21 protein-coding genes are annotated in these 20041 nt (G+C 67.7%); 7 read left to right on the plus strand and 14 right to left on the minus strand.

Annotated features, from left to right (window positions below):
* Positions 1 to 216: 216 nt before the first annotated feature.
* Positions 217 to 2055 carry a dihydroxy-acid dehydratase gene (gene ilvD / locus ACZK29_RS20890; RefSeq protein WP_111202364.1) on the plus strand — a complete coding sequence of 613 codons (1839 nt, stop codon included), beginning with the start codon at positions 217 to 219 and terminating at the stop codon, positions 2053 to 2055.
* 53 nt (positions 2056 to 2108) lie between these two features.
* Here ilvD and ACZK29_RS20895 read toward each other — a convergent pair whose 3' ends face one another.
* From ACZK29_RS20895 to aroE, 5 genes are all read right to left on the minus strand, one after another.
* Positions 2109 to 2399: a hypothetical protein gene (locus ACZK29_RS20895; RefSeq protein WP_478446461.1), complete on the minus strand. Its 291-nt coding sequence runs from the start codon at positions 2397 to 2399 to the stop codon at positions 2109 to 2111.
* Between the two features lie 240 nt (positions 2400 to 2639).
* Positions 2640 to 2801 (minus strand): hypothetical protein, encoded by a 162-nt coding sequence (locus tag ACZK29_RS20900; protein ID WP_478446462.1) that lies wholly within the window; start codon positions 2799 to 2801, stop codon positions 2640 to 2642.
* 110 nt (positions 2802 to 2911) lie between these two features.
* Positions 2912 to 5014 carry an ATP-dependent DNA helicase DinG gene (gene dinG / locus ACZK29_RS20905; protein WP_106550680.1) on the minus strand — a complete coding sequence of 701 codons (2103 nt, stop codon included), beginning with the start codon at positions 5012 to 5014 and terminating at the stop codon, positions 2912 to 2914.
* 167 nt (positions 5015 to 5181) lie between these two features.
* Entirely contained in the window at positions 5182 to 5535 is a 354-nt protein-coding gene (locus ACZK29_RS20910) for a hypothetical protein (RefSeq protein WP_111202361.1), read from the minus strand.
* A gap of 3 nt (positions 5536 to 5538) precedes the next feature.
* Positions 5539 to 6384 carry a shikimate dehydrogenase gene (gene aroE / locus ACZK29_RS20915; RefSeq protein ID WP_478446463.1) on the minus strand — a complete coding sequence of 282 codons (846 nt, stop codon included), beginning with the start codon at positions 6382 to 6384 and terminating at the stop codon, positions 5539 to 5541.
* Between the two features lie 48 nt (positions 6385 to 6432).
* Between aroE and ACZK29_RS20920 the strand changes: the two genes are divergently transcribed.
* Positions 6433 to 7305: a TolB family protein gene (locus ACZK29_RS20920; RefSeq protein WP_111202359.1), complete on the plus strand. Its 873-nt coding sequence runs from the start codon at positions 6433 to 6435 to the stop codon at positions 7303 to 7305.
* 74 nt (positions 7306 to 7379) lie between these two features.
* Here the strand turns inward: ACZK29_RS20920 and ACZK29_RS20925 are convergent, their stop codons facing one another.
* The 4 genes from ACZK29_RS20925 to ACZK29_RS20940 form a co-directional block, all read right to left on the minus strand.
* Positions 7380 to 7649, minus strand: a complete 270-nt coding sequence (locus ACZK29_RS20925; RefSeq protein ID WP_111202358.1) for an SHOCT domain-containing protein — start codon at positions 7647 to 7649, stop codon at positions 7380 to 7382.
* 32 nt (positions 7650 to 7681) lie between these two features.
* On the minus strand, positions 7682 to 8671 hold the full coding sequence (gene hemB / locus ACZK29_RS20930) for a porphobilinogen synthase (RefSeq protein ID WP_111202357.1): 990 nt from the start codon (positions 8669 to 8671) through the stop codon (positions 7682 to 7684).
* Between the two features lie 19 nt (positions 8672 to 8690).
* Positions 8691 to 9608: a bestrophin family protein gene (locus ACZK29_RS20935; protein ID WP_478446464.1), complete on the minus strand. Its 918-nt coding sequence runs from the start codon at positions 9606 to 9608 to the stop codon at positions 8691 to 8693.
* Positions 9609 to 9731: 123 nt separating this feature from the next.
* On the minus strand, positions 9732 to 9980 hold the full coding sequence (locus ACZK29_RS20940; RefSeq protein WP_005411548.1) for a hypothetical protein: 249 nt from the start codon (positions 9978 to 9980) through the stop codon (positions 9732 to 9734).
* A 184-nt stretch (positions 9981 to 10164) separates the two neighbouring features.
* Here ACZK29_RS20940 and ACZK29_RS20945 point away from each other — a divergent pair, with 184 nt between their 5' ends.
* Positions 10165 to 10629: a hypothetical protein gene (locus tag ACZK29_RS20945; protein ID WP_111202355.1), complete on the plus strand. Its 465-nt coding sequence runs from the start codon at positions 10165 to 10167 to the stop codon at positions 10627 to 10629.
* 108 nt (positions 10630 to 10737) lie between these two features.
* Here ACZK29_RS20945 and ACZK29_RS20950 read toward each other — a convergent pair whose 3' ends face one another.
* The 4 genes from ACZK29_RS20950 to ACZK29_RS20965 all read right to left on the minus strand — a co-directional run bounded on the left by ACZK29_RS20950 (position 10738) and on the right by ACZK29_RS20965 (position 16405).
* Positions 10738 to 12534 (minus strand): DUF885 domain-containing protein, encoded by a 1797-nt coding sequence (locus ACZK29_RS20950; RefSeq protein ID WP_164146501.1) that lies wholly within the window; start codon positions 12532 to 12534, stop codon positions 10738 to 10740.
* A gap of 252 nt (positions 12535 to 12786) precedes the next feature.
* Entirely contained in the window at positions 12787 to 13302 is a 516-nt protein-coding gene (locus ACZK29_RS20955; RefSeq protein ID WP_111202353.1) for a cytochrome c oxidase assembly factor Coa1 family protein, read from the minus strand.
* Between the two features lie 25 nt (positions 13303 to 13327).
* Positions 13328 to 15553: a S9 family peptidase gene (locus tag ACZK29_RS20960; RefSeq protein WP_478446465.1), complete on the minus strand. Its 2226-nt coding sequence runs from the start codon at positions 15551 to 15553 to the stop codon at positions 13328 to 13330.
* Positions 15554 to 15715: 162 nt separating this feature from the next.
* Positions 15716 to 16405 carry a glutathione binding-like protein gene (locus ACZK29_RS20965; RefSeq protein ID WP_106550671.1) on the minus strand — a complete coding sequence of 230 codons (690 nt, stop codon included), beginning with the start codon at positions 16403 to 16405 and terminating at the stop codon, positions 15716 to 15718.
* A gap of 112 nt (positions 16406 to 16517) precedes the next feature.
* Between ACZK29_RS20965 and ACZK29_RS20970 the strand changes: the two genes are divergently transcribed.
* Both ACZK29_RS20970 and ACZK29_RS20975 read left to right on the plus strand, forming a co-directional pair.
* Positions 16518 to 17138 (plus strand): TIGR00645 family protein, encoded by a 621-nt coding sequence (locus ACZK29_RS20970; protein WP_049427182.1) that lies wholly within the window; start codon positions 16518 to 16520, stop codon positions 17136 to 17138.
* A gap of 200 nt (positions 17139 to 17338) precedes the next feature.
* Positions 17339 to 18343: an energy transducer TonB gene (locus ACZK29_RS20975; RefSeq protein ID WP_106550670.1), complete on the plus strand. Its 1005-nt coding sequence runs from the start codon at positions 17339 to 17341 to the stop codon at positions 18341 to 18343.
* Positions 18344 to 18417: 74 nt separating this feature from the next.
* On the opposite strand, the gene ACZK29_RS20980 is transcribed toward ACZK29_RS20975, so the two are convergent.
* Positions 18418 to 18672 carry a hypothetical protein gene (locus ACZK29_RS20980; RefSeq protein WP_106550669.1) on the minus strand — a complete coding sequence of 85 codons (255 nt, stop codon included), beginning with the start codon at positions 18670 to 18672 and terminating at the stop codon, positions 18418 to 18420.
* 77 nt (positions 18673 to 18749) lie between these two features.
* Here ACZK29_RS20980 and ACZK29_RS20985 point away from each other — a divergent pair, with 77 nt between their 5' ends.
* Together ACZK29_RS20985 and ACZK29_RS20990 are read left to right on the plus strand one after the other, a co-directional pair.
* On the plus strand, positions 18750 to 19535 hold the full coding sequence (locus tag ACZK29_RS20985) for a helix-turn-helix domain-containing protein (RefSeq protein WP_478446466.1): 786 nt from the start codon (positions 18750 to 18752) through the stop codon (positions 19533 to 19535).
* Positions 19536 to 19602: 67 nt separating this feature from the next.
* Positions 19603 to 20031 carry a DUF7832 domain-containing protein gene (locus ACZK29_RS20990; protein WP_111202349.1) on the plus strand — a complete coding sequence of 143 codons (429 nt, stop codon included), beginning with the start codon at positions 19603 to 19605 and terminating at the stop codon, positions 20029 to 20031.
* Positions 20032 to 20041: the final 10 nt, after the last annotated feature.

Raw genomic sequence — 20041 nt, forward strand, 5'->3', positions numbered from 1 at the left:
AAGGACGGGTTTACGGCGTCCCCCGCCAGCGGACCCACCCCGCCATCCCACGGATAGCCCAGCTGTTGCTGTTGAGGTTGCCGGCCAGCGGCCGGCACTACCGCGGGTGCCGGGCGCAGCCCGGCCGGACCACCTCCGGTGGTTGCAGCAGCAACCGAAAAAATTGGCCATGATCGGGTGACCCCCACGTCGTACGGCCCGCCCGTTCCGCCAGCCATGCCCGAATACCGTTCCCGCACCTCCACCGCCGGCCGCAACATGGCCGGCGCCCGCGCCCTGTGGCGTGCCACCGGCATGAAGGATGGCGACTTCCACAAGCCGATCATCGCCATCGCCAACTCTTTCACCCAGTTCGTGCCCGGCCACGTGCACCTGAAGGACCTCGGCCAGCTGGTCGCGCGCGAAATCGAACAGGTCGGCGGCGTCGCCAAGGAATTCAACACCATCGCCGTGGACGACGGCATCGCGATGGGCCACGACGGCATGCTGTATTCGCTGCCCAGCCGCGAGATCATCGCCGACGCCGTGGAATACATGGTCAACGCGCACTGTGCCGACGCGCTGGTGTGCATCAGCAACTGCGACAAGATCACCCCCGGCATGCTGATGGCCGCGCTGCGCCTCAACATCCCGGTGGTGTTCGTGTCCGGCGGGCCGATGGAAGCGGGCAAGACCAAGCTGTCCGAGCACAAGCTGGACCTGGTCGATGCGATGGTGGTGGCCGCCGATGACAGCGCCTCCGACGAGAAGGTGGCCGCGTTCGAGCGCAGCGCCTGCCCCACCTGCGGTTCCTGCTCGGGCATGTTCACCGCCAACTCGATGAACTGCCTGACCGAAGCGCTGGGCCTGTCGCTGCCCGGCAACGGCACCACGCTGGCCACCCACGCAGACCGTGAGGCACTGTTCCGTCGTGCCGGCCGCCTTATCGTCGAGCTCTGCCACCGCTGGTATGGCGGCGAAGACGCGAGCGCGCTGCCGCGCGGCATCGCCACCCAGGCCGCCTTCGCCAATGCGATGACCCTGGACATCGCCATGGGCGGTTCCACCAACACCATCCTGCACCTGCTGGCTGCCGCGCAGGAAGCCGAGGTCGACTTCGACCTGACCCACATCGATGCACTGTCGCGGCGCGTCCCGCAGCTGTGCAAGGTGGCACCGAACACGCCTAAGTACCACATCGAAGACGTGCACCGCGCCGGCGGCGTCTTCGGCATCCTCGGTGAGCTGGACCGCGCCGGCCTGCTCGATACCCGCGTGCCGACCGTGCATAGCGCCAGCCTGGCCGACGCGCTGGAACGCTGGGACGTGGTGCGCAGTGACAACGACACCCTGCATACCTTCTTCAAGGCCGGCCCGGCCGGCATCCCCACCCAGGAGGCCTTCAGCCAGGCCACGCGCTGGCCGACCCTGGACGTGGACCGCGCCGAAGGCTGCATCCGCTCGCTGCAGCACGCGTATTCGCTGGAAGGCGGCCTCGCCGTACTGCGCGGCAACCTGGCCGTGGATGGCTGTGTAGTGAAGACTGCCGGCGTGGACGAGTCGATCCATGTGTTCGAAGGCCCCGCGCGCGTCTACGAAAGCCAGGACGCCGCCGTCGCCGGCATCCTCGCCGACGAAGTGCAGCCGGGTGACGTGGTGGTGATCCGCTACGAAGGCCCGAAGGGCGGCCCCGGCATGCAGGAGATGCTGTACCCGACCAGCTACCTGAAATCGAAGGGGCTGGGCAAGCAGTGCGCGCTGCTCACCGACGGCCGTTTCTCCGGCGGCACCTCGGGCCTGTCGATCGGCCACGTCTCGCCGGAAGCCGCCAGCGGCGGTGTCATCGGCCTGGTGGAAGATGGTGATCGCATCCGCATCGACATCCCTGCCCGCCGCATCGACCTGCTGCTGGATGAGGCCACGCTCGCCCAGCGCCACGCCGACACCGATGCCCGCGGCTGGAAGCCGCGCGCGCCGCGCCCACGCAAGGTCACCAGCGCTCTGAAGGCTTACGCCCTGCTCGCCACCAGCGCCGACAAGGGTGCCGTACGCAACACCGCCCTGCTCGGCGATTGAATTGCCGTGGGGTCGGATCCGTTCCGCAGGAAGGTCTGACCCCGGCTCAGGCATCAGAACGCGAATGGCGCGCCATCCAGGCGGCACGCACCTGCTGAAATGTGGATCGCGCCGCCGGACTGCAGCTCAAACACCACGCGGATGACACCTTCGGCGCGATCTTCGCTCGCCATCACGTCGTTGATCGAAGCACTCGGTCCCCACGGTTCGCTCCTGTCCAGCGTCACATGCTCGACTGCATCAAACTGCATACGGCGCTCGGCTTGCGTTGAATCACGCAGGACGAGTTCAAATGTGGCGGCGATCCAGTCACTGTGGGTCGCGATGATGGTCCAGTCGTGCATGTGGCCTCACTCACCTATCGCCGCGGACGACGCGTGCCGGGCACTCACACTCGCCAGCACATCGACCGAGGGATAGCGGAGGAACCGTGCATGCTCATCGCCGCGCGATTCCAAGCGCAGGTCCTTGCCACTCCAAGACTCGGGTTCCCCCTTCAGCACCACGCCGCGTCGGTGCAGGAACGTTGTGCGGAGCAGTGCATCGAACGCCTTCGCGCTCTTGTCCAGGCATCGACGCAACTGCTAGTTTTCCACATCATCAATCGATGCAACCCAGTAGACGCGGTCCTGGCTGGCGTCAGAGAAATCGACGCGAATGCAGAAAGCGTAGAACACGCTGCCGTCGTCAGACAGCACGCCCTGGATCAGGCCGTCGTAATACTCGGAAAACAACTCGATCTTCATCTGCGCGCTCCCTGCCTGCTGGGGCATGTTAGCGCGGCTGCCGGTGATCTGCCGGCCAGCGGCCGACACTACCCGTCCCTATGGGTTACGGTTACGGTGCCGACCCTGCCTCAGCCGATCACGCGCTTGAACGGCGGCAGTGCGTCGATGATGCGCTTGCCGTAGCGGCGGGTCAGCAGCCGCGAATCGAGGATGACCACGCGGCCGGTGTCGGTGGAGGTGCGGATCAGGCGGCCGGCGAACTGGGTCAGCGTGCGCAGCGCATGCGGAATGGCGATCAGGTTGAACGCATTGAGCCCGCGCCCCTCGAACCACTCACTGAGCGTGGCGGTCTGCGGGTCGGTCGGCACCGCGAACGGCACCTGGGTGATCACCACCGTGGTACAGGCCTCACCCGGCAGGTCGAGGCCTTCGCCGAACGAATTCAGGCCGAACAGCACCGAGCCTTCGCCTGCGGCCACGCGGCGCAGGTGCTCGTCGATCAGGCGGGTCTTGGACATCTCGCCCTGCACCAGCACCTGCTTGCGGCGCGCGGCCGACATCAGCCCGGCCACCTTCTCCATCTTCCAGCGCGAGGTGAACAGCACCATCGAGCCCTTGGCCCAATCAAGTTCGGTGTCGAGATAGCGCGCCACTTCGCGCGGGTGGCCTTCGCGGTCGTCCGGGGTGACCGGGAATTTCGGCACGATCAGCTCGGCCTGGTTGGGCAGGTCGAACGGTGACGACAGCGAGACCATCTCGGCCTCTTCCGGAATGCCGTTGTCGATCGCCAGCGACTGGAAGTCGCCACCGCCGGTCAGCGTCGCCGAAGTCATCACCACCGAGTCCACTTCATCCCACAGCAGCTTGCGCAGCACGTGCGCGGCCGACACCGGCGAGCCGTGCAGCACCAGGTCGCCGTCGCGGGTGGCGGTGACCCAGCGCGCCATCGGCGGCGCACCGTCCTTGTCTTCGCGACGCCAGGCCTGCCACAGGTTGTACTGCTGCTCGATCATTTCCAGCGCCATGCCCAGGTTGCGCTGCAGGCGCTCGCGCGCGGCATCGTCCGGCTTGCCCTTGGCCACCTGCGCGGTAGCGGCATGCGCCCAGTTGTAGAGACTGCGGGTATCGTCGGCCAGTGCTTCGATCGGCTCGCGCCAGGCCTCGGGCAGGCGTCCATTGGCGGCGCGCCACATCGGTTCCTCATCGGCCGGCGCCGGCATCCACACCCGCTCGATGTGGTCACGGAACGCGCGCAGCTGCTTGGCCACGTTGCTGGCCACTTCGATCGCTTCGTTCGGCAGCAGGTTGCCAAGGCGGTCCTTGTCGACCGCACGGTAGGCGCCGGCGATCAGGATCTGCAGGCGGCCGGTGCGCTTGGCCATTTCATCCAGCGCCAGGCTGGCCGCGCCCTGGTCGATCGCCACGTTGCCGATGTGATGGCCTTCGTCCAGCACCAGCAGCATGTCCGACGGCGGCGCGATCAACGGCTGGCCGTTGTCGCTGTCGCCGATCGACAGTGCCGACAGCAACAGCGCATGGTTGGTGACCACGATCTGCGCATCACGCACGGTGTTGCGCGAACGCAGCACCGCGCACTGCGCCGAATACGCACAACGGCGCCCGGCGCAACCCGAGGCCGGCGTGGTGATGCGGCTGCGCAGGCCGGGGCTGATCGTCTCCGGCGCGTTGTCGATGTCGCCATCCCAGCTGCCGCCGGTGAAGGCATCGGTCAGGCGCTTGGCGATGTCCATCTCGATCGGCGCCAGTGGCCGGTCGAACAGCGGTGCATCATCCTCGAACATGCCGCCCTGCGAGCCCTCGCCCTGCGCCTCGGCGGCATTGCGCGTGCACAGGTAGCGGGTACGGCCCTTGGCCAGCGCCACGGTCGCTTCCAGGCCGGTGGCCTTGAGGAAGTTGGGAATGTCGCGCTCGACCAGCTGCGACTGCAGCGCCACGGTGCCGGTGCTGATCACCAGCTTCTTCTTGCTGGCCAGCGCGATCGGCACGCCCGCGGTCAGGTAGCCCAGGCTCTTGCCGACGCCGGTGGGCGCCTCGACCACGCCAACGCCGCCACTTTTCGACAGCGCGCGCGACACCACGCCGATCATCTGGCTCTGCGAGCGGCGGGTGGAAAAGCCGGGCGTATTGGCCTGCAGCGTCGTGTACGCCTTGCGGATCGCGTCCTTCAAGGAGTCATCGAGCGTGCGCGGAGCGGCGACGGTTTCGGTCACGCCGGGAACTACCGTAGCTGGATCAGGCTGACCATTGTCGCATGGCCGGCCGCATTCACCGGCGCTGGGACCCTGAACGGGCCAGCGACGACGCCCGCTGGCGGTCACGGTCCGATGGCCGGACCGTCCCAGGGGCAGATACGCCGGGCATGCCCCGGCGCGACCGGTCAGGCGGCCGGGACCGTACGGCTACGCAGCAGGCGCACCAGCGCCCACACCAGCAGCACCACACCGATGGCCTCGACCATCGCCAGCGCGAAATGCAGCACGCCGAGGATGGCGCTCAGGCTCGACACGGCACTGAAATCACCGCTGCGCACCATCCACATCGGCAGGATGCCCGCCGCCATTCCACCGAGGCTGGCCAGCAGCAACAGCAGCAGGCCGACCAGGGCGCCGGTGCGGGTGGCATCGCGCGGTGCGCCGACCACCCAGACCAGGCCCACGCACAGCGCGATCAGCACCGGCAGGCGCACGCCGACCATGCTCAGCACGGTCACCATCAACGTTGTGCTGTCCATCGATCAGTCCTCGCCGGCCAGCACTGCCGAGCCCTGCCGCAGCGACTGGTAGATCTCGTCGGTCTGCGGGCGCACGCCATGCCACTGCAGGAAGCTCTCGGCCGCCTGCTCGACCAGCATGCCCAGGCCATCAACCGTATTGCGGCACTCTGCGGCGCGCGCCCAGGCCAGGAAGGCGATGGCGGCCTCACCGTAGTTCAGGTCGACGGCGGTGGTCATTGAATTGACCAGCGACAGCGGCAGCTTGAACTCGACGGCGCGGTCGCGGCCGGCCGAGGTGGCATTGACGATCAGCTCGAAGTCGCCCAGGTCACGCAGGTCTTCCCAGTAGCGGCTGATCGCCCGGCCCGGTTCGCCCATCGCGTCGATCAGTTCATCGGCGCGTTCCGGCGTGCGGTTGACCACCACCAGCTCGGTGATGCCGGCATCGAGGAAGGCCGGGGCGACGCTGCGCGCGGAGCCACCGGCACCGATCAGCAGCATGCGGCGGCCACGCAGGTCCAGGCCATGGCGGTCGGTCAGGTCACGCACCAGGCCGATGCCATCGGTGGTGTCGCCATGCCAGCGGTCGCCCTTGCGCAGCAGCGTGTTGACCGAGCCGGCGCGGCGCGCGCGTGCGGTCAGGGTGGTGCACACCGAGAATGCGGCTTCCTTGTGCGGCGAGGTGACGTTGGCGCCGACACCGCCGTCGGCGGCGAAGGCTTCCAGGCCGGCCAGGAACGCATCCTGGGCCAGGTCGATCGCGCGGTAATCCACCGCGATGCCTTCCTGGCGACCGAACGTCGCGTGGATCTGCGGCGACTTCGAGTGGGCAACGGGGTGTCCGAAGACGGCGTAACGGTCGGTCATGGAATCCTCAAGCTGGCTAGACTGATGCTCTTTCGTGCACGGACCCGGATGATGCGCATCACCCCGCCCCTGCTGGTGCTTGCCGCCAGTCTACTCTCTGCCCCCGTGGCGATGGCGTTGAACGAGTACGGCATCGAAGGCATGGGCGTGGTCTCGACCCGTGCCGACGAAGGCCGCGCCACGATCAGCGCCGACGGCCAGCGAATCGTGTTCGCGCGCCGCGGCGAAGCCGGCTGGGGCCTGTGGGAGGCACGCGTGGTCGACGGTCGCTGGCAGCAGGCACAGGCACTGACGGTGGGTGTGGCCGGCGAGGCCCGCGATCCCTACTTCAGCCGCGATGGCCGCTGGCTGCTGTTCGCGGCCGGCCGCGACGGCAAGCTGACGCTGTACCGCGCCGCGTTGGCCGCCGACGGCCAGCTGGGCCCGGCGCAGCCGCTCGCCGGTGACGGCGAACGCCGGGAAGAGCGCGGGCCGGCCCTGAGCGCGGATGGCCAACGGCTGTTGTTTGCCCGCCAGCAGGGCCGTGGCGGCGGCTGGGACCTGTTCGTGGCGACGCTGGATGCGCAGGGCATCCGCGGACCGGCCACCGCACTGAGCGCGTTGAACAGCGCCGACGACGAGACCGATGGCGACTGGCTGGGCCATGACGGCGCCGTGGTGTTCAGTCGTGGCAGCGGCGCGACCGCGCAGGTGTGGAGCAGCGGCTGTGCGTGGACCGGCGCGGCGCTGCAGCCGTTGGGGCTGTCGTTCAACCAGGCCAGCGGCTGGACCGGCGCACCGGTGATCGACAACGCCAAGCCGGGCGAGATGCTGGTCGCCAGCAGCGCGGCCAAGGCACCGCGTGCCGGTGGCGTGGATGTGTACCGGTTGGCGGTACCGAAGGTGGCGTTGGTGGCGGGGTGCGTGCCGGGCGCACGCTGACGGCGCTACCGGTAGATCCACGCCATGCGTGGATGATCGCGGGGTGGGTGCCAACCAAGGTTGGCACCCACCCGTCAGCGCGACAACACCTTGGCGCGCAACTGCTCGTACTCGACCTCGCTCAGCTGGCCATTGTCCTTGCGCTGGTTCAGCGCGGCCAGTTCGGCCTGCACGCTCTCCGGCAGGGCCTGCTCACGGGCCACGTGGCGGGCAGCGGAGAACTGCTCCGGCGGGCGCTTGCCGGCCCGCCAGGCGGCGATGAAGACACCGACGATGATGGCGCCGAACACCAGCGTACCGATGCCCCAGATCAGCCATTGCATCCATCCCAGTTCGGGGCCCATCGCGCATTCCTCCGTCTATCGTGGCGCTATTGTCAGCGCTCGCGCAGCCATCGCGCCACCTGCGGCGCGAAATAGGTCAGCACGCCATCGGCACCGGCCCGCTTGAAGCCCAGCAGCGACTCCAGCACGCAGGCGCGCTCGTCCAGCCAGCCGTTGGCGAAGGCGGCCTTCATCATCGCGTACTCGCCACTCACCTGGTAGGCGAAGGTCGGAACGCCGAATTTCTCCTTCACCCGGCGCACCAGGTCCAGGTACGGCATGCCCGGCTTGACCATCACCATGTCGGCGCCCTCTTCCAGGTCCAGCGCGATCTCGCGCAGGGCCTCGTCGCCGTTGGCCGGGTCCATCTGGTAGGTCTTCTTGTCGGCCTTGCCGAGGCTGGCCGCGCTGCCCACCGCATCACGGAACGGACCGTAGAACGCCGAGGCGTACTTGGCCGAGTAAGCCATGATGCGCACGTTGACGTGGTTGTCGGCATCCAGCGCTCGGCGGATCGCGCCGATGCGGCCGTCCATCATGTCCGACGGCGAGACGATGTCCACACCGGCCTCGGCGTGCGACACCGACTGCTTGACCAGCGCCTCGACGGTGATGTCGTTCAGCACATAGCCCTTGTCATCGATGATGCCGTCCTGGCCGTGGGTGGTGTACGGGTCCAGCGCCACGTCGGTCATCACCCCCAGTTCCGGGAAGCGCGACTTCAGCGCGCGGATCGCGCGCTGCGCCAGGCCGTCCTCGGCCCACGCCGCCGATGCATCCAGCGATTTCAGCGACGGGTCGATCACCGGGAACAGGTCGATCACCGGAATGCCCAGCTCCAGCGCCTCTTCGGCCACCTTCAGCAGTTCTTCGATCGACAGCCGCTCCACGCCCGGCATCGACGGCACTGAGGTGCGGCCGGCCAGTTCGTGCACGAACACCGGGTAGATCAGGTCGTCGGTGGTCAGCGTGTTCTCGCGCATCAGGCGGCGCGAGAACTCGTCGTGGCGCATGCGGCGCGGGCGGTACAGCGGGTGGGACATGGCAGGCTCCGAGGAGTGGCTATTGCAACAGGTAGCCCTGCGGCAGCAGGGGTTCGGGCAACGGGCGTTCGCCGAGCGCATCGAGCTGGTCGATCTCGATCGTGCGCACCAGCGCGTCCAGCGGCAGGTCGTTCGGCTCCAGGCCGAACGGGTCTTCCATTTCTTCGCCCAGCTGGTCCAGGCCGAAGAAGGCATAGGCCAGCACCGCCGACAGCACCGGCGTCCCCCAGCCCAGCGAACTGGCCAGGCCGAACGGCAGCAGCACGCAGAACATCCACGCGCAGCGGTGCAGCAGCAGGGTGTAGGCGAACGGCAACGGCGTGGTGAGGATGCGCTCGCAGCCGGCCTGGATCGACGACATCGCGTGCAGGCGTTCTTCAAGCTGGGTATAGAGGATGGGGTCGAGCTGGCCAGCGCGCAGCGCCTGCGCCAGTTCGGCCGCGATCATCGCCAGCAGTGCATCGGGCACGTTCTCGCGCTGGCCCAGCTGTTCGCGCTGGCGCTTGTCCAGCCACGGCAGTGCCGCCAGGGCGACGATGCGACCACGCAGTCGCGCCGCCAGCGCATGGGCGAACGCAGTGGTGAGGTAGGCGACGCGACGACGACGGCCCGCGTCGTCGGCCAGCAGCAGGTTCACCTGGCGCGCCAGCGAACGCGATTCGTAGACCAGCTGGCCCCACAGCTTGCGGCCTTCCCACCAGCGGTCGTAGCAGGCGCTGTTGCGGAAGCTGAGGAAGATTGACAGCACCAGGCCAAGCAGGGTGAACGGCGTGACCGAAACGCGTTCGATGCCGGTGGGCGGCGCCAGGTCGACCACTGCGGCCACGGCGATGGACAGGACCAGGATGGCCAGCACCTTCGGCGCGATCGCTTTGACGATCGAGCCGCGCAGGATGTACAGCAGTTGCCAGCCGTGGGGACGGGGTCGGATGATCATGGGGCAGCCGCGCGGAGCGCGGATTCACAGGCACGCGGGGGGCTCGCGCAGCCATTCATTGTACGCCCCCGCCCGGCCATCGGCCGTGTGCCTGCGACGCCCTGTCGCACCCGGGACCCGGGCTCAGACCACGCCGCCGCCCAGGCCAAGACGCAGGATGCCGACCACCACCACGATACCGTTCAGGACCAGCCCGGCCCACGCCCGGCCACGCTTGCTCGGGTGGGTGAACAGGATGCCCAGCGCGGCGATCACCGCACCGACCGCGGCGAACGGGATCAGGAACCAGTTGCCCCAGCCCAGCAGCGGAATCAACGCCAGGATCATCCACAACAGCGCCAATACGCCCCACAACAGACTGATCACACCCATGCCGCTCTCCCGCAGTTGGTTCCTGGCCCCACCATAATCGTTCCCGTTGCTGCCGCCTACTGCCATTGGCGGGGCTGTCACCCGACCCGTGCTAGCGTGGTGTCGTGCGTGCCCCGGCCCGGGTGTTGGCGCCGATTCAGAGTGGCCCGCCGATCATCGCAACCAGTCCTGCAGGGGTAGTGCCATGAACATCCGTTGGGCCGCGTTGGCGGCCATGCTGCTGGTCGCCGCCGGCTGTGCCAGCACCTCCAAGGTGATGCTGGGCCGCGCCCGCGCACCGATCGATCCGGCGCTGGTGCAGATCTATTCGACGCCACCGGCCGGCTCCCAGGAAATCGCCCAGCTGGAATCGGCTTCCGCCGTCGGCTTCGGCACCCAGGGCCAGACCGATGCCGCCGTGGCCCGCCTGAAGCGCGAGGCCGCCGCGCTCGGCGCCAACGGCGTGGTGCTGATGGGCGTGGGCAGCAGTGGTTCGCCGGTAGGCATGTCGGTGGGCGCCGGCACGTTCGGCTCGCATGTCGGTGGCGGCGTCGGCATCGGGATTCCGACCACCCAGAAGCGCGCCGCTGGCGTCGCCATCTGGGTGCCGAATCCGGCACCCCCGGCGCGGTTGCCGACACAGGTGATCACGCCGCAACCACAGCGGTGATGCGATTGCATCACCGCGGGTAGTGCCGGTCGCTGGCCGGCAACCTCATGAACCTGTCCGGCGCCCAGGGAATGCCGGCCAGCGGCCGGCACTACCGGATAGCAGGCATCACTTGTACTTCGGCACGAACACCTTGTTCACCGCGTCGGCCAGCTGATCCGGCGGCAGCAGGCCCTGGTCGAGCAGGAAGTTGTTGAACGCCAGGCGGTCGAACTTCGCGCCCAGCGCCAGCTCGGTCTGCATGCGCAGTTCCAGGATGCGGGTGTAGCCGTAGAAGTAGCTGCCGGCCTGACCCGGCATGCGCACCATGTAGCGGTCCAGTTCCTGGGTGGCCATCGCCTTGGACAGGCCGACCTGCTCCATCAGCACGCGCTCGCCGTTGGCACGGTCGGTCAGGCCGAGGTTGAGCATCGGATCGAGCATCGCGCGCGCGGCGCGCAGCAGGCGGAACTGCAGGGCGATCATCTGCCCGTCCAGCGGCTCGTACGGCACCATCTCGGCTTCGGCATACAGCGCCCAGCCTTCCACGTTCACCGAATTGAACGCGAACATGGTGCGCGCCAGCGACACGCCGCGCTCGACCATTGCGGTGAACTGCAGCTCGTGCCCCGGGCGGCCTTCATGCGCGCTCAGCGTCCACGCCGCCGCACCGAAGTTGAAGTCGTCGTACTGCGCGCCCGGGCCCGCGGCCGGGTTGCCCAGCGGCAGCACGAAGGTACCCTGCTGCCCGGTGTTGTTCACCAGCGGCGCCGGCAGGAAGTGCGGGGCCGGGCTGGCCGCGCTCTCGGCCGCCGAGCCCAGCCGCATCTGCATGGCGCGCTTGGGCACGTCGACGATGGCGTGTTCACGGATCAGCGGATCGATCGCATCGATCACCTTGCGGTAGTGGCCTTCCAGGTGATCGTCGGCGATCTTGTCGGCCTTCAGCGCGCGGATCACCGCCACCGGGTCGCTCGGATCAGACACCTTCAGGCCCTTGTCCTTCACCACCAGCGGTGCCAGCTGCTGCATCGCCGAGCGGGTTTCCATGAACTCCAGCTGCGCGCGCTGCATCAGCAGCTTCGGGTCGATATCGATGCCTACCTGCTTGAGCTGGTAGGCGTACAGCGGCGCCGGCAGGCGTGCATCGGCACGTGCCTTCGGCAGCACCTCCCTGCGCGTCCAGGCGGCGTAGTCCTTCATCTGCCCGGCCAGGGTCTTCATCGCCTCGTCGGCGCCGGCGATCTGGTACTTCTTCAGCAGCGACTCGATGCCGGTGACGTAGGTCTCGACGTTGTCCAGCGACTGCTGCACTTCGATCTTCGTCGGCTGCAGCAGGCTGCTGTCCTTCAGCCGCTCTTCGTAGCGCTGGCGCGCCAGCGTGGTGAAGGCGGTGCCGCCCGGCTGCAGGCCGGCGTAGGCCTTGAGGCGGTCGACCGCCTTGGCCCGGCGCTCGGCCGGCACCTGGTCGGACAGCAGCAGGTTGAGGCCGCTGAACACCGTCTGCGGCGCGTCGCTCCACGGCAGCAGGTATTTCTCGTTGAGCTCGCTGCCTTCGATGTTCTGGTTGGCGGCGTGGATCATGATCTCCAGGTCCTGGCGGACGTTGGGATCCTTTTCGGCGGCCAGCTTTGCCTTCAGTTCGTCGCGTGCCTTGGCCATGGCAGCGCGGTAGCGCTTGCCGTTGTCCGGGCCGAGGTCGGCCACCTTGTCGTCATAGCCGGGCACGCCGAAGAAGCCGGTTTCCTCCGGCTGGAACGGGCCCTGCGCATCCAGCAGGATCTGCGCCAGCGCATTGCTGCGGGCGACCCAGGCCGGGCTGGCCGGGGTAGCGGCCTTGGCGGCAGGTGCCGCCAGCGCCGGCGGTGCGGACAGCAGCGGTGCGGCGCTCAGCGCCAGGGCAACGGCCAACGCGATCGGCTTCATGGTGCACTCCAGGACAGGGTTGCCCGCACCCTACGCGCTCACGGCGGTGGCGACAATCGGCGGGAAGTCATGGCGGGCTGGTTGTGCGGCCGGGCTCCGCGGAAACCTGGCAGGGGTAGAGTCGACTGTCAGTCGACTATCGCGCGCAGCGCGGGGTTTTTCGCTTTCTGATTGAAGAGCAGTCGACTGACAGTCGACTCTACCCAGTCGCCTCTACCCGGTTGACGTCCCGCAGTCGCCTGCCCGTGAAGGTCACAACGCGGCGGTCAGCGGGCATTCGCCACGATCACGGCAGGCCTGCAGTTCGCATTCGTGTGCAGCCTCATCATCATCCAGCGCCGTCAGGTCGAAGGTCTGCTTGTCCTCGCCCAGCACGTACATCACCGGGTAGTCCCACACATCATCGCGACGGGTGCCCTGCACGAACAACCGTCCATGCGCGTGCGGGCCTTCCAGGGCCACGGTCAGGCCGACATCACGCTGGCCGTTGATCGCAGTCTGCATGCTGCCCAGCGGCATCGACTCGATGTTCAGCGGCTCACCGAACGCTCCCACCAGTTCGATACTGCAACCCGCGCGCCGCAGTGCCTCGCGCATCGGCGGGCTCTCGCGTGCCGCCTCGCTCCAGCGCAGCACGCTCCAGGTCACCACACCCCCTGCCCCGCCCAGCACCAGCACCACCACCAACGGCATGGCCCAGCGCCAGTGGCGGCACCACCAACCGGCGGATGCCGGGTCATGGGCGGGAATCGGCGGTGGCAGGGTCATCGGCGGGCTCCTTCCCGTAGCTGGATCAGGGTTTCAGGCAACGTCCCAGGAAGGCTTCGGCCACACGGTAGCGATGCAGCGCATCGGCGCCGGACAGGCCGTGCTTGGCACCCGGGTAGGTCATCAGTTCGAACGGCTGGGCACGCTTCTGCAGCGCGCTCATCAGGCTGGTCGAATTGGTGAACAACACGTTGTCGTCCGCCATGCCGTGGATCAGCAGCAGCGGCGAACGCAGGCCGTCGATGTGGGTCAGCACGCGTGCTTCACGGTAGCCGGCTTCATTGCGTGCCGGCAGGTCCATGTAACGCTCGGTGTAGTGGCTGTCGTACAGGCCCCAATCGGTGACCGGTGCACCGGCCACGCCACAGGCGTAGCTGTCGGAGGCCTTGGCCAGCAGCATCAGGGTCATGTAGCCGCCATTGGACCAGCCCTGTACGCCGATGCGCGCCGGGTCCACCCATGGCTGCTGCTTCAGCCAGGCCACGCCGCGCAGCTGGTCGGTCACTTCCACCGTACCCTGCCTGCCGTACAGCGCGCCGCCGAAATCCCGGCCACGGCGAGGGGTGCCGCGGTTGTCCAGCGAGAACACCACGTAGCCCTGCTGGGCCAGGTACTGGTTGAACAGGTGGTCGCCGCGGCCGGGCCAGCTGTCGGTGACGGTCTGGCTGGCCGGGCCGCCGTAGACATACACCGCCACCGGGTAGCGCTTGGACGGATCGAAGCCGGCCGGCTTGATGATGCTGTAGTTCAGCGGCGTCCTGCCGTCAGCAGCGGTGAGCGTGCCGAACTCGATCGGGCGCTGCGCATCGCGGTAACGCGCATACGGATGCTTGGGATCGGCCAGATCGTTCTCGAGCAGGGTGGCGATCTTCTCGCCATTGGCGCGGAACAGTTCGATCTGCGGCGGCGTGCTGCTGTTGGACCAGCTGTCGACGTAGACGCTGGCGTTGCGCGCAAAGCTGGCGCTGTGCATGCCCGGCGCCTTCGACAGGCGCTGCGGCTCGCCGCCCTGCAGCGACACTGCGTAGATCTGGCTTTCGCGCGAGGTTTCGATGCCAGCGCGGAAGTAGGCCTTGCCGGCCTTCTCATCGACCGCCAGCAGTTCGTCCACCGGCCAGTTGCCGTGGGTCAGTGCAGTGGCCTTGCCCTTGCTGTCGATGCGGTACAGGTGCTGGAAACCGGAGCGTTCGGACGACCACAGCACGCTGCCATCGTCGAGGAAGCGCAGGCTGTTGTGCAACGGCACCCAGGTCGGGCTGGTTTCGTGGGCGAGCACGCGCTGGCGGTTGGAGTCGAGCGCCACTTCCACCAGGTCCAGCTGCTTCTGGTCACGCGACTGGCGCTGGAAACTCAGGTGCTGCGCATCGCGCCAGTCCACGCGGGCCAGGTAGATGTCCTGTTCCTTGCCAAGATCGACCCAGCGCGGCTGCGCATCGGCAGCCGGTGCGATCACGCCCAGCTGCACGCGCACGTTTGCGTCGCCGGCGGCCGGGTAACGCTGCTCGATCACGTCAGTGCGGTCGGCATAGACCTCGTAGCGCTTCTGCACCGGTACCGGCGATTCGTCGATGCGGGCAAAGGCGATCGCCGAATCATCCGGCGCCCACCAGTAACCGGTGTGGCGGTCCATTTCCTCGTCGGCGACGAACTCGGCCACGCCGTTGCCGATGGTGGTGCTGCCGTCGCGGGTCAGCTGCAGCTGCTTGCCGCTGGCCAGGTCGATCACCCACAGGTTGCGACCGCGGATGAAGCTGACGAAGCCACCCTTGGGCGACAGCTTGGCGTCGGTGGCAAAGCCCTCACCGTGGGTCAGCTGGCGTACCGCCGCATGGCCCTGCTGCGTGAGGTCGTACAGGTACAGTTCGCCGCCCAGCGGGAACAGCAGGCGCTGCGCATCCGGCGACCACTGGTAATCGACGATGCCGGTCATCGCGGCGATGCGCTGGCGCTCGCGGCGGGCCTTTTCCTCATCGCTGAGGGTCTCGGTGCCGGGCAGCACCACCTTGGAATCGACCAGCAGCCGGGTCTGGCCACTGCCAATGTCATAGGTCCACAGGTCCAGCTGGTTGCGGTCGCTGTCCTTGCCACGCAGGAAGCTGACCTGCGAACCGTCCGGCGCCACCTTGGGCTTCATCAGGGTCGGGCCGGACAGCGGCAACGGGCCGGTGATGGCTTCCAGGGTCAGCTTTTCAGCGTGGGCGGCGGTTGTGGTGGCGAGCATGAGGGCGAGCGAAGCGAACAGGTGGCGCATGGAGGATCCCGGCAAACGGCAGGTCCGCCCCCGCGATGGACGCGGAGCGGTCGTCCCCCATCCTAACCAAGCCTGTGCGGGAAGGCAGCATGACCTTCTGCCCATGGCCGGGTGCTGGGGTCAGAGCCCTTTGCGCTGCAAAGGGATCCGACCCCGAGGCGGTCAGCGTTGGCCGAACAGGTGCTTGCGCTCTTCGTCGCTGAGCGGCTTGCCGGCGTTCGGATTGACCTGCTGGCGCAGGGCATAGGCACGCTGGGTAGCCGGGCGTGCGGCAATGGCTTCATGCCAGCGCTTGAGGTTCGGGAACGCGGTGAAATCCACCGGCAGCTTGTCGTAGGCGCCGATCCACGGGTAGCTGGCCATGTCAGCGATGGTGTACTCGTCGCCGGCCAGGAACGCGTGCTGGGCCAGGCGCTTGTCCATCACTCCGTGCAGGCGGCGCACTTCGTTGTCGTAGCGCTCGATGGCATACGGGATCTTTTCCGGCGCGTACACGTTGAAGTGGCCCATCTGGCCACTCATCGGGCCCAGGCCGGCCATCTGCCAGAACAGCCACTCCAGGGTGGTGACGCGGCCGCGGGGGTCGCTGGGCAGGAAGCGGCCGGTCTTCTCGGCCAGGTACAGCAGGATCGCGCCGGACTCGAACACGCTCTGCGGGGCGCCGCCATCGGCCGGGGCATGGTCGACGATGGCCGGCATCTTGTTGTTGGGCGAGATCGCGAGGAATTCCGGCTTGAACTGGTCGCCCGAGCCGATGTTGACCGGGTGGATGCGGTACTCCAGGCCGGCTTCTTCCAGCAGCAGGGTCACTTTGTGGCCGTTCGGGGTGGGCCAGTAATACAGGTCGATCATGGCGGCGGCTCGGGGTGCGGAAAGGAACCTGAAGTCTAGTGCGTGAGTTGGGTTGGCACCGTCATGGCGGGCCGGTAACCTCGCCTCTCCCCCGAAACGCAGCATCCCCCGCATGAGTGCAAACCGCCCGCCGCTGTCCCCGTTGTCCACGCTGATCTTCGCCTCGCGCTGGCTGCAGCTGCCGCTGTACCTGGGCCTGATCGTGGCGCAGTGCGTCTACGTGTTCCTGTTCGGCAAGGAACTGTGGCACCTGATCTCGCATTCGGTGTCGATGGGTGAGCAGCAGATCATGCTGATCGTGCTGGGCCTGATCGATGTGGTGATGATCTCCAACCTGCTGGTGATGGTGATCGTCGGCGGCTACGAGACCTTCGTCTCGCGCCTGCGCCTGGAAGGACACCCGGACCAGCCGGAATGGCTGAGCCACGTCAACGCCAGCGTGCTGAAGGTGAAGCTGGCAATGGCGATCATCGGCATCTCCTCGATCCACCTGCTGAAGACCTTCATCGCCAGCGGTGCGCTGGGCGGCATCCCACTGTGCACGCCGGAGCAGATGAGCGTGGCCGCTGCCAACATCGGTGTCGCCCGCTGCTCGATGCTGACCCAGGATGGCGTGCTGTGGCAGACCATCATCCACTGCGTGTTCATCCTGTCGGCGATCGGCATCGCCTGGACCGACAAGCTGATGTCCAACAGCCACAGCAAGCCCCACGACAAGTCGCACGACCACTGATGTCGTTGCCAGCAGCGACATGACTCCGTTGCCCGTCCCGGCCACCGCCCCTTGTGCGCGGCGGTGGCCGGGATGCTAGATTGCACCCTCGCCGTTGCCGGCGGTGGCGTCGGGAAACGTCACCCTGCCGCGCCCGGACCGCAGGTCCCGGCCATGCGTATCAATGATTTACGTCACGTCGTCTTCTAGAGGGGAGCAGGATGTCGCACGTCTCAACGATCACCGCCGCGCGCCGGTGGCTGCCGGTTGCCCTGGCACTGGCCCTGGCCGCCTGCTCGGGCAAGGAAGAAACCGCAGCACCGGCCCCGGCCGCCGCACCCACCGCCGCTGCACCGGCCGCACCGGTGGTCGCCGCCAAGGTGCAATCGATGGGCACCGAGCAGCTGCGTGAGTCGGCCAGTCAGGCGCTGCGCGAGAACCGCATGTACGCGCCAGCCGGCGACAACGCCATCGAGTACTACCTCGCCCTGCGCGACAAGACCCCGGACGACGCCTCGGTGAAGAGCGCGCTGACCGACCTGCTGCCCTACACCCTGATCGCCGCCGAACAGCACCTGGGCCGCGAGGACTACACCGAAGCGCAGCGCCTGGTGGCGCTGATCGAGAAGGTGGATGCGTCCGCGCCGGCGCTGCCGCGCCTGAAGGACGGCCTGGCCAAGGGCGTGCAGAACGCTGCCAAGCGCACCGAGGCCGAAGCCGAGAAGGCGAAGAAGGACGCCGAGGACCGCAGCAAGCAGCAGACCGAGCAGCAGCGCCTGACCGAGCAGCGCGCCAAGGAAGCCGACGCCGCCAAGCAGATTGCCGCGCAGCAGGATGCCGCCCGTCGCGACAATGAGCGCCAGGAGGCCGAACGGCAGGCCGCCGCCCGTCGTGAAGCCGAGCAGAAGCAGCAGCAGGCTGCTGCCCAGCAGGCCAGCGCCGCACGCCAGGCCGCCGCATCCGCAGCCCCCACCCTGCGCCCGGTCAGCACACCGGCGCCGCGCTATCCGGGCGAAGCCCTGCGCTCGGGAACCTCCGGCGAAGTGCTGGTGGAGATCACCGTCGGTACCGACGGCTCGGTGGTGAACGCTCGCGTGCTGCGCGCGACGCCGGGACGCGTGTTCGATCGCGAAGCCCTGAACGCCGTGAAGCGCTGGCGCTTCGAGCCCGTCAGCGCGCCGGTGACCACACGCCGTACGCTGGTGTTCGCGCCGGGCAACAACTGAGGCACGTCGAGGTAGCGCCGGGCCACGCCCGGCGACAATGGATCAAGGCCCGGCATGTCCGGGCCTTGTCCGTTTCAGGCCCCTCCATCGATCAGGCGTTGCAGGGCCGGCTCGTGCGCCATCAGCACCTGGAACAGGCCCAGCGCATGCAGCCCGGGCAGCAGCGCGCGCAGATCCGCTTCGGCCGTGGCCCGGGTGGCGGGATCGCTGGCCGGGTCCTGCCAGTCGCGGACGCTGGCCAGGAACGCACCCACACTGCCCTTGCGCACGGTCACGCCGTTCACGTGCACGTCGTTCTGATGGTCGGGGAGGATGTCGTGTGGCTGCATGGATGAGACTCCGTTGGGATCGGAAGCCAGTGTGGCGCCCCGCAGCCGGCGCATCTGCCGTATAACTGCCAATTGATATGGCAGATCAGACATCCATCGCGTTGATCGATCCCACCCTGGCGGACGCCGGCGATGGTCCCGCCGTGCTGTCGTCGCAACTGCGCGCAACTGGACGACGCCGCACAGCACGCCACCGGCACGTGCGCGGCCAGCTGCTGGGTGTCCACCACGGCATGCTGCGCATCGAGGCCGGGGATCTGCAGTGGCTGCTTCCGGCCGGGCACGTCGCATGGATACCGCCCTCGCTGCCCCACGCACTGGTGGAGGCAGAGGATTTCGATGGCTGGAGCCTGTACTTCAGCGCTGCGGCCTGCGTGGAACTGCCAGCGACACCGCGTATTTTCCAGCCCACTACGCTGCTGCAGGCGGCGACGGCTCGTGCACTGCGATGGCCCCATCGGATGCTGGATGCTGCGCAGGAGCGCCTGGCCGGCGTGATCGCCGATGAGATCACCGCCAGCACGCCGCTACCGCTTGCCCTGCCGCAGCCGCGCGACCGACGCCTGCGCCGTATCGCCGCCGCACTGGCACGCGCCCCGCACGACAACCGCAGCATCGACGACTGGGCCGCCAGCAGCGGTCTGTCCAGCCGCAGCCTCGCCCGCCACTGGCAGGCCGAAACCGGCATGACGCTGAGCCAGTGGCGGCAACGCCTGCGGGTGCTGCTGGCGCTGCCACGCCTGCTGTCCGGCGAGCCGGTGATCAGCGTCGCGCTGTCGATGGGGTACGACACGCCCAGCGCCTTCATCGCCGTGTTCAAGCGCGAGATGGGGGTGACGCCTGCGCGGTATGGAAAGGACTGACGCATTCGGCACTACCGCCACCTTTCCGCACCTCCTAAGCTCGCTGTCGATCTCAAGGGAAGAACAGATGAAGTACGACGACGCCAGCTGGCATTCCGGCGGTGATTTCCCCACGGATCTTCCTCCAGAGGCTGGGGCTACTCACATTGGCATGTACCTGGCGTGGCTGCTGCTACAGGGAATGGCAAGCGCGGAACTCGCGGAAGACGCAGAAGAAGACCTGCAAGCGCTGCTGGAACGCAGAACGACGCCAGGCCTGTTCCTGCTGGAGTGCAGCGACGGCAAATTCGTCGACGATCTGATCAGTGATGAAGCCAACTCGTTCACCGCTGCGTACTACGACCTCGAGAATGGCCAGTACCTGGACGACTATGAGGAACAACTGGGCGCCAATGTCCCGGATCTGTACCACGTCGCCGATACCTGGGAGAACTTCGACCGCCTGGCGCCGGTGATTGCCCAGCGCTTTGCCACTTGGCAGGCAACCCAATCCTGAAAACAACGAG

This window comes from Stenotrophomonas sp. 89682_Sma (genome assembly GCF_056481405.1).

What these genes read in the sequence shown, in the direction of transcription:
- ACZK29_RS20985 (WP_478446466.1), top strand. Translation starts at nt 18,750, where the DNA reads ATGGCAGATCAGACATCCATCGCGTTGATCGATCCCACCCTGGCGGAC.
- ACZK29_RS20925 (WP_111202358.1), bottom strand. Translation starts at nt 7,649, where the DNA reads ATGGGCCCCGAACTGGGATGGATGCAATGGCTGATCTGGGGCATCGGT.
- ACZK29_RS20950 (WP_164146501.1), bottom strand. Translation starts at nt 12,534, where the DNA reads ATGAAGCCGATCGCGTTGGCCGTTGCCCTGGCGCTGAGCGCCGCACCG.
- ACZK29_RS20910 (WP_111202361.1), bottom strand. Translation starts at nt 5,535, where the DNA reads ATGGACAGCACAACGTTGATGGTGACCGTGCTGAGCATGGTCGGCGTG.
- ACZK29_RS20975 (WP_106550670.1), top strand. Translation starts at nt 17,339, where the DNA reads ATGTCGCACGTCTCAACGATCACCGCCGCGCGCCGGTGGCTGCCGGTT.
- ACZK29_RS20980 (WP_106550669.1), bottom strand. Translation starts at nt 18,672, where the DNA reads ATGCAGCCACACGACATCCTCCCCGACCATCAGAACGACGTGCACGTG.
- ACZK29_RS20920 (WP_111202359.1), top strand. Translation starts at nt 6,433, where the DNA reads ATGATGCGCATCACCCCGCCCCTGCTGGTGCTTGCCGCCAGTCTACTC.
- aroE (WP_478446463.1), bottom strand. Translation starts at nt 6,384, where the DNA reads ATGACCGACCGTTACGCCGTCTTCGGACACCCCGTTGCCCACTCGAAG.
- ACZK29_RS20940 (WP_005411548.1), bottom strand. Translation starts at nt 9,980, where the DNA reads ATGGGTGTGATCAGTCTGTTGTGGGGCGTATTGGCGCTGTTGTGGATG.
- ACZK29_RS20960 (WP_478446465.1), bottom strand. Translation starts at nt 15,553, where the DNA reads ATGCGCCACCTGTTCGCTTCGCTCGCCCTCATGCTCGCCACCACAACC.
- hemB (WP_111202357.1), bottom strand. Translation starts at nt 8,671, where the DNA reads ATGTCCCACCCGCTGTACCGCCCGCGCCGCATGCGCCACGACGAGTTC.
- ACZK29_RS20900 (WP_478446462.1), bottom strand. Translation starts at nt 2,801, where the DNA reads ATGAAGATCGAGTTGTTTTCCGAGTATTACGACGGCCTGATCCAGGGC.
- ACZK29_RS20895 (WP_478446461.1), bottom strand. Translation starts at nt 2,399, where the DNA reads ATGCACGACTGGACCATCATCGCGACCCACAGTGACTGGATCGCCGCC.
- ACZK29_RS20955 (WP_111202353.1), bottom strand. Translation starts at nt 13,302, where the DNA reads ATGACCCTGCCACCGCCGATTCCCGCCCATGACCCGGCATCCGCCGGT.
- ACZK29_RS20945 (WP_111202355.1), top strand. Translation starts at nt 10,165, where the DNA reads ATGAACATCCGTTGGGCCGCGTTGGCGGCCATGCTGCTGGTCGCCGCC.
- ACZK29_RS20990 (WP_111202349.1), top strand. Translation starts at nt 19,603, where the DNA reads ATGAAGTACGACGACGCCAGCTGGCATTCCGGCGGTGATTTCCCCACG.
- ilvD (WP_111202364.1), top strand. Translation starts at nt 217, where the DNA reads ATGCCCGAATACCGTTCCCGCACCTCCACCGCCGGCCGCAACATGGCC.
- ACZK29_RS20970 (WP_049427182.1), top strand. Translation starts at nt 16,518, where the DNA reads ATGAGTGCAAACCGCCCGCCGCTGTCCCCGTTGTCCACGCTGATCTTC.
- ACZK29_RS20935 (WP_478446464.1), bottom strand. Translation starts at nt 9,608, where the DNA reads ATGATCATCCGACCCCGTCCCCACGGCTGGCAACTGCTGTACATCCTG.
- ACZK29_RS20965 (WP_106550671.1), bottom strand. Translation starts at nt 16,405, where the DNA reads ATGATCGACCTGTATTACTGGCCCACCCCGAACGGCCACAAAGTGACC.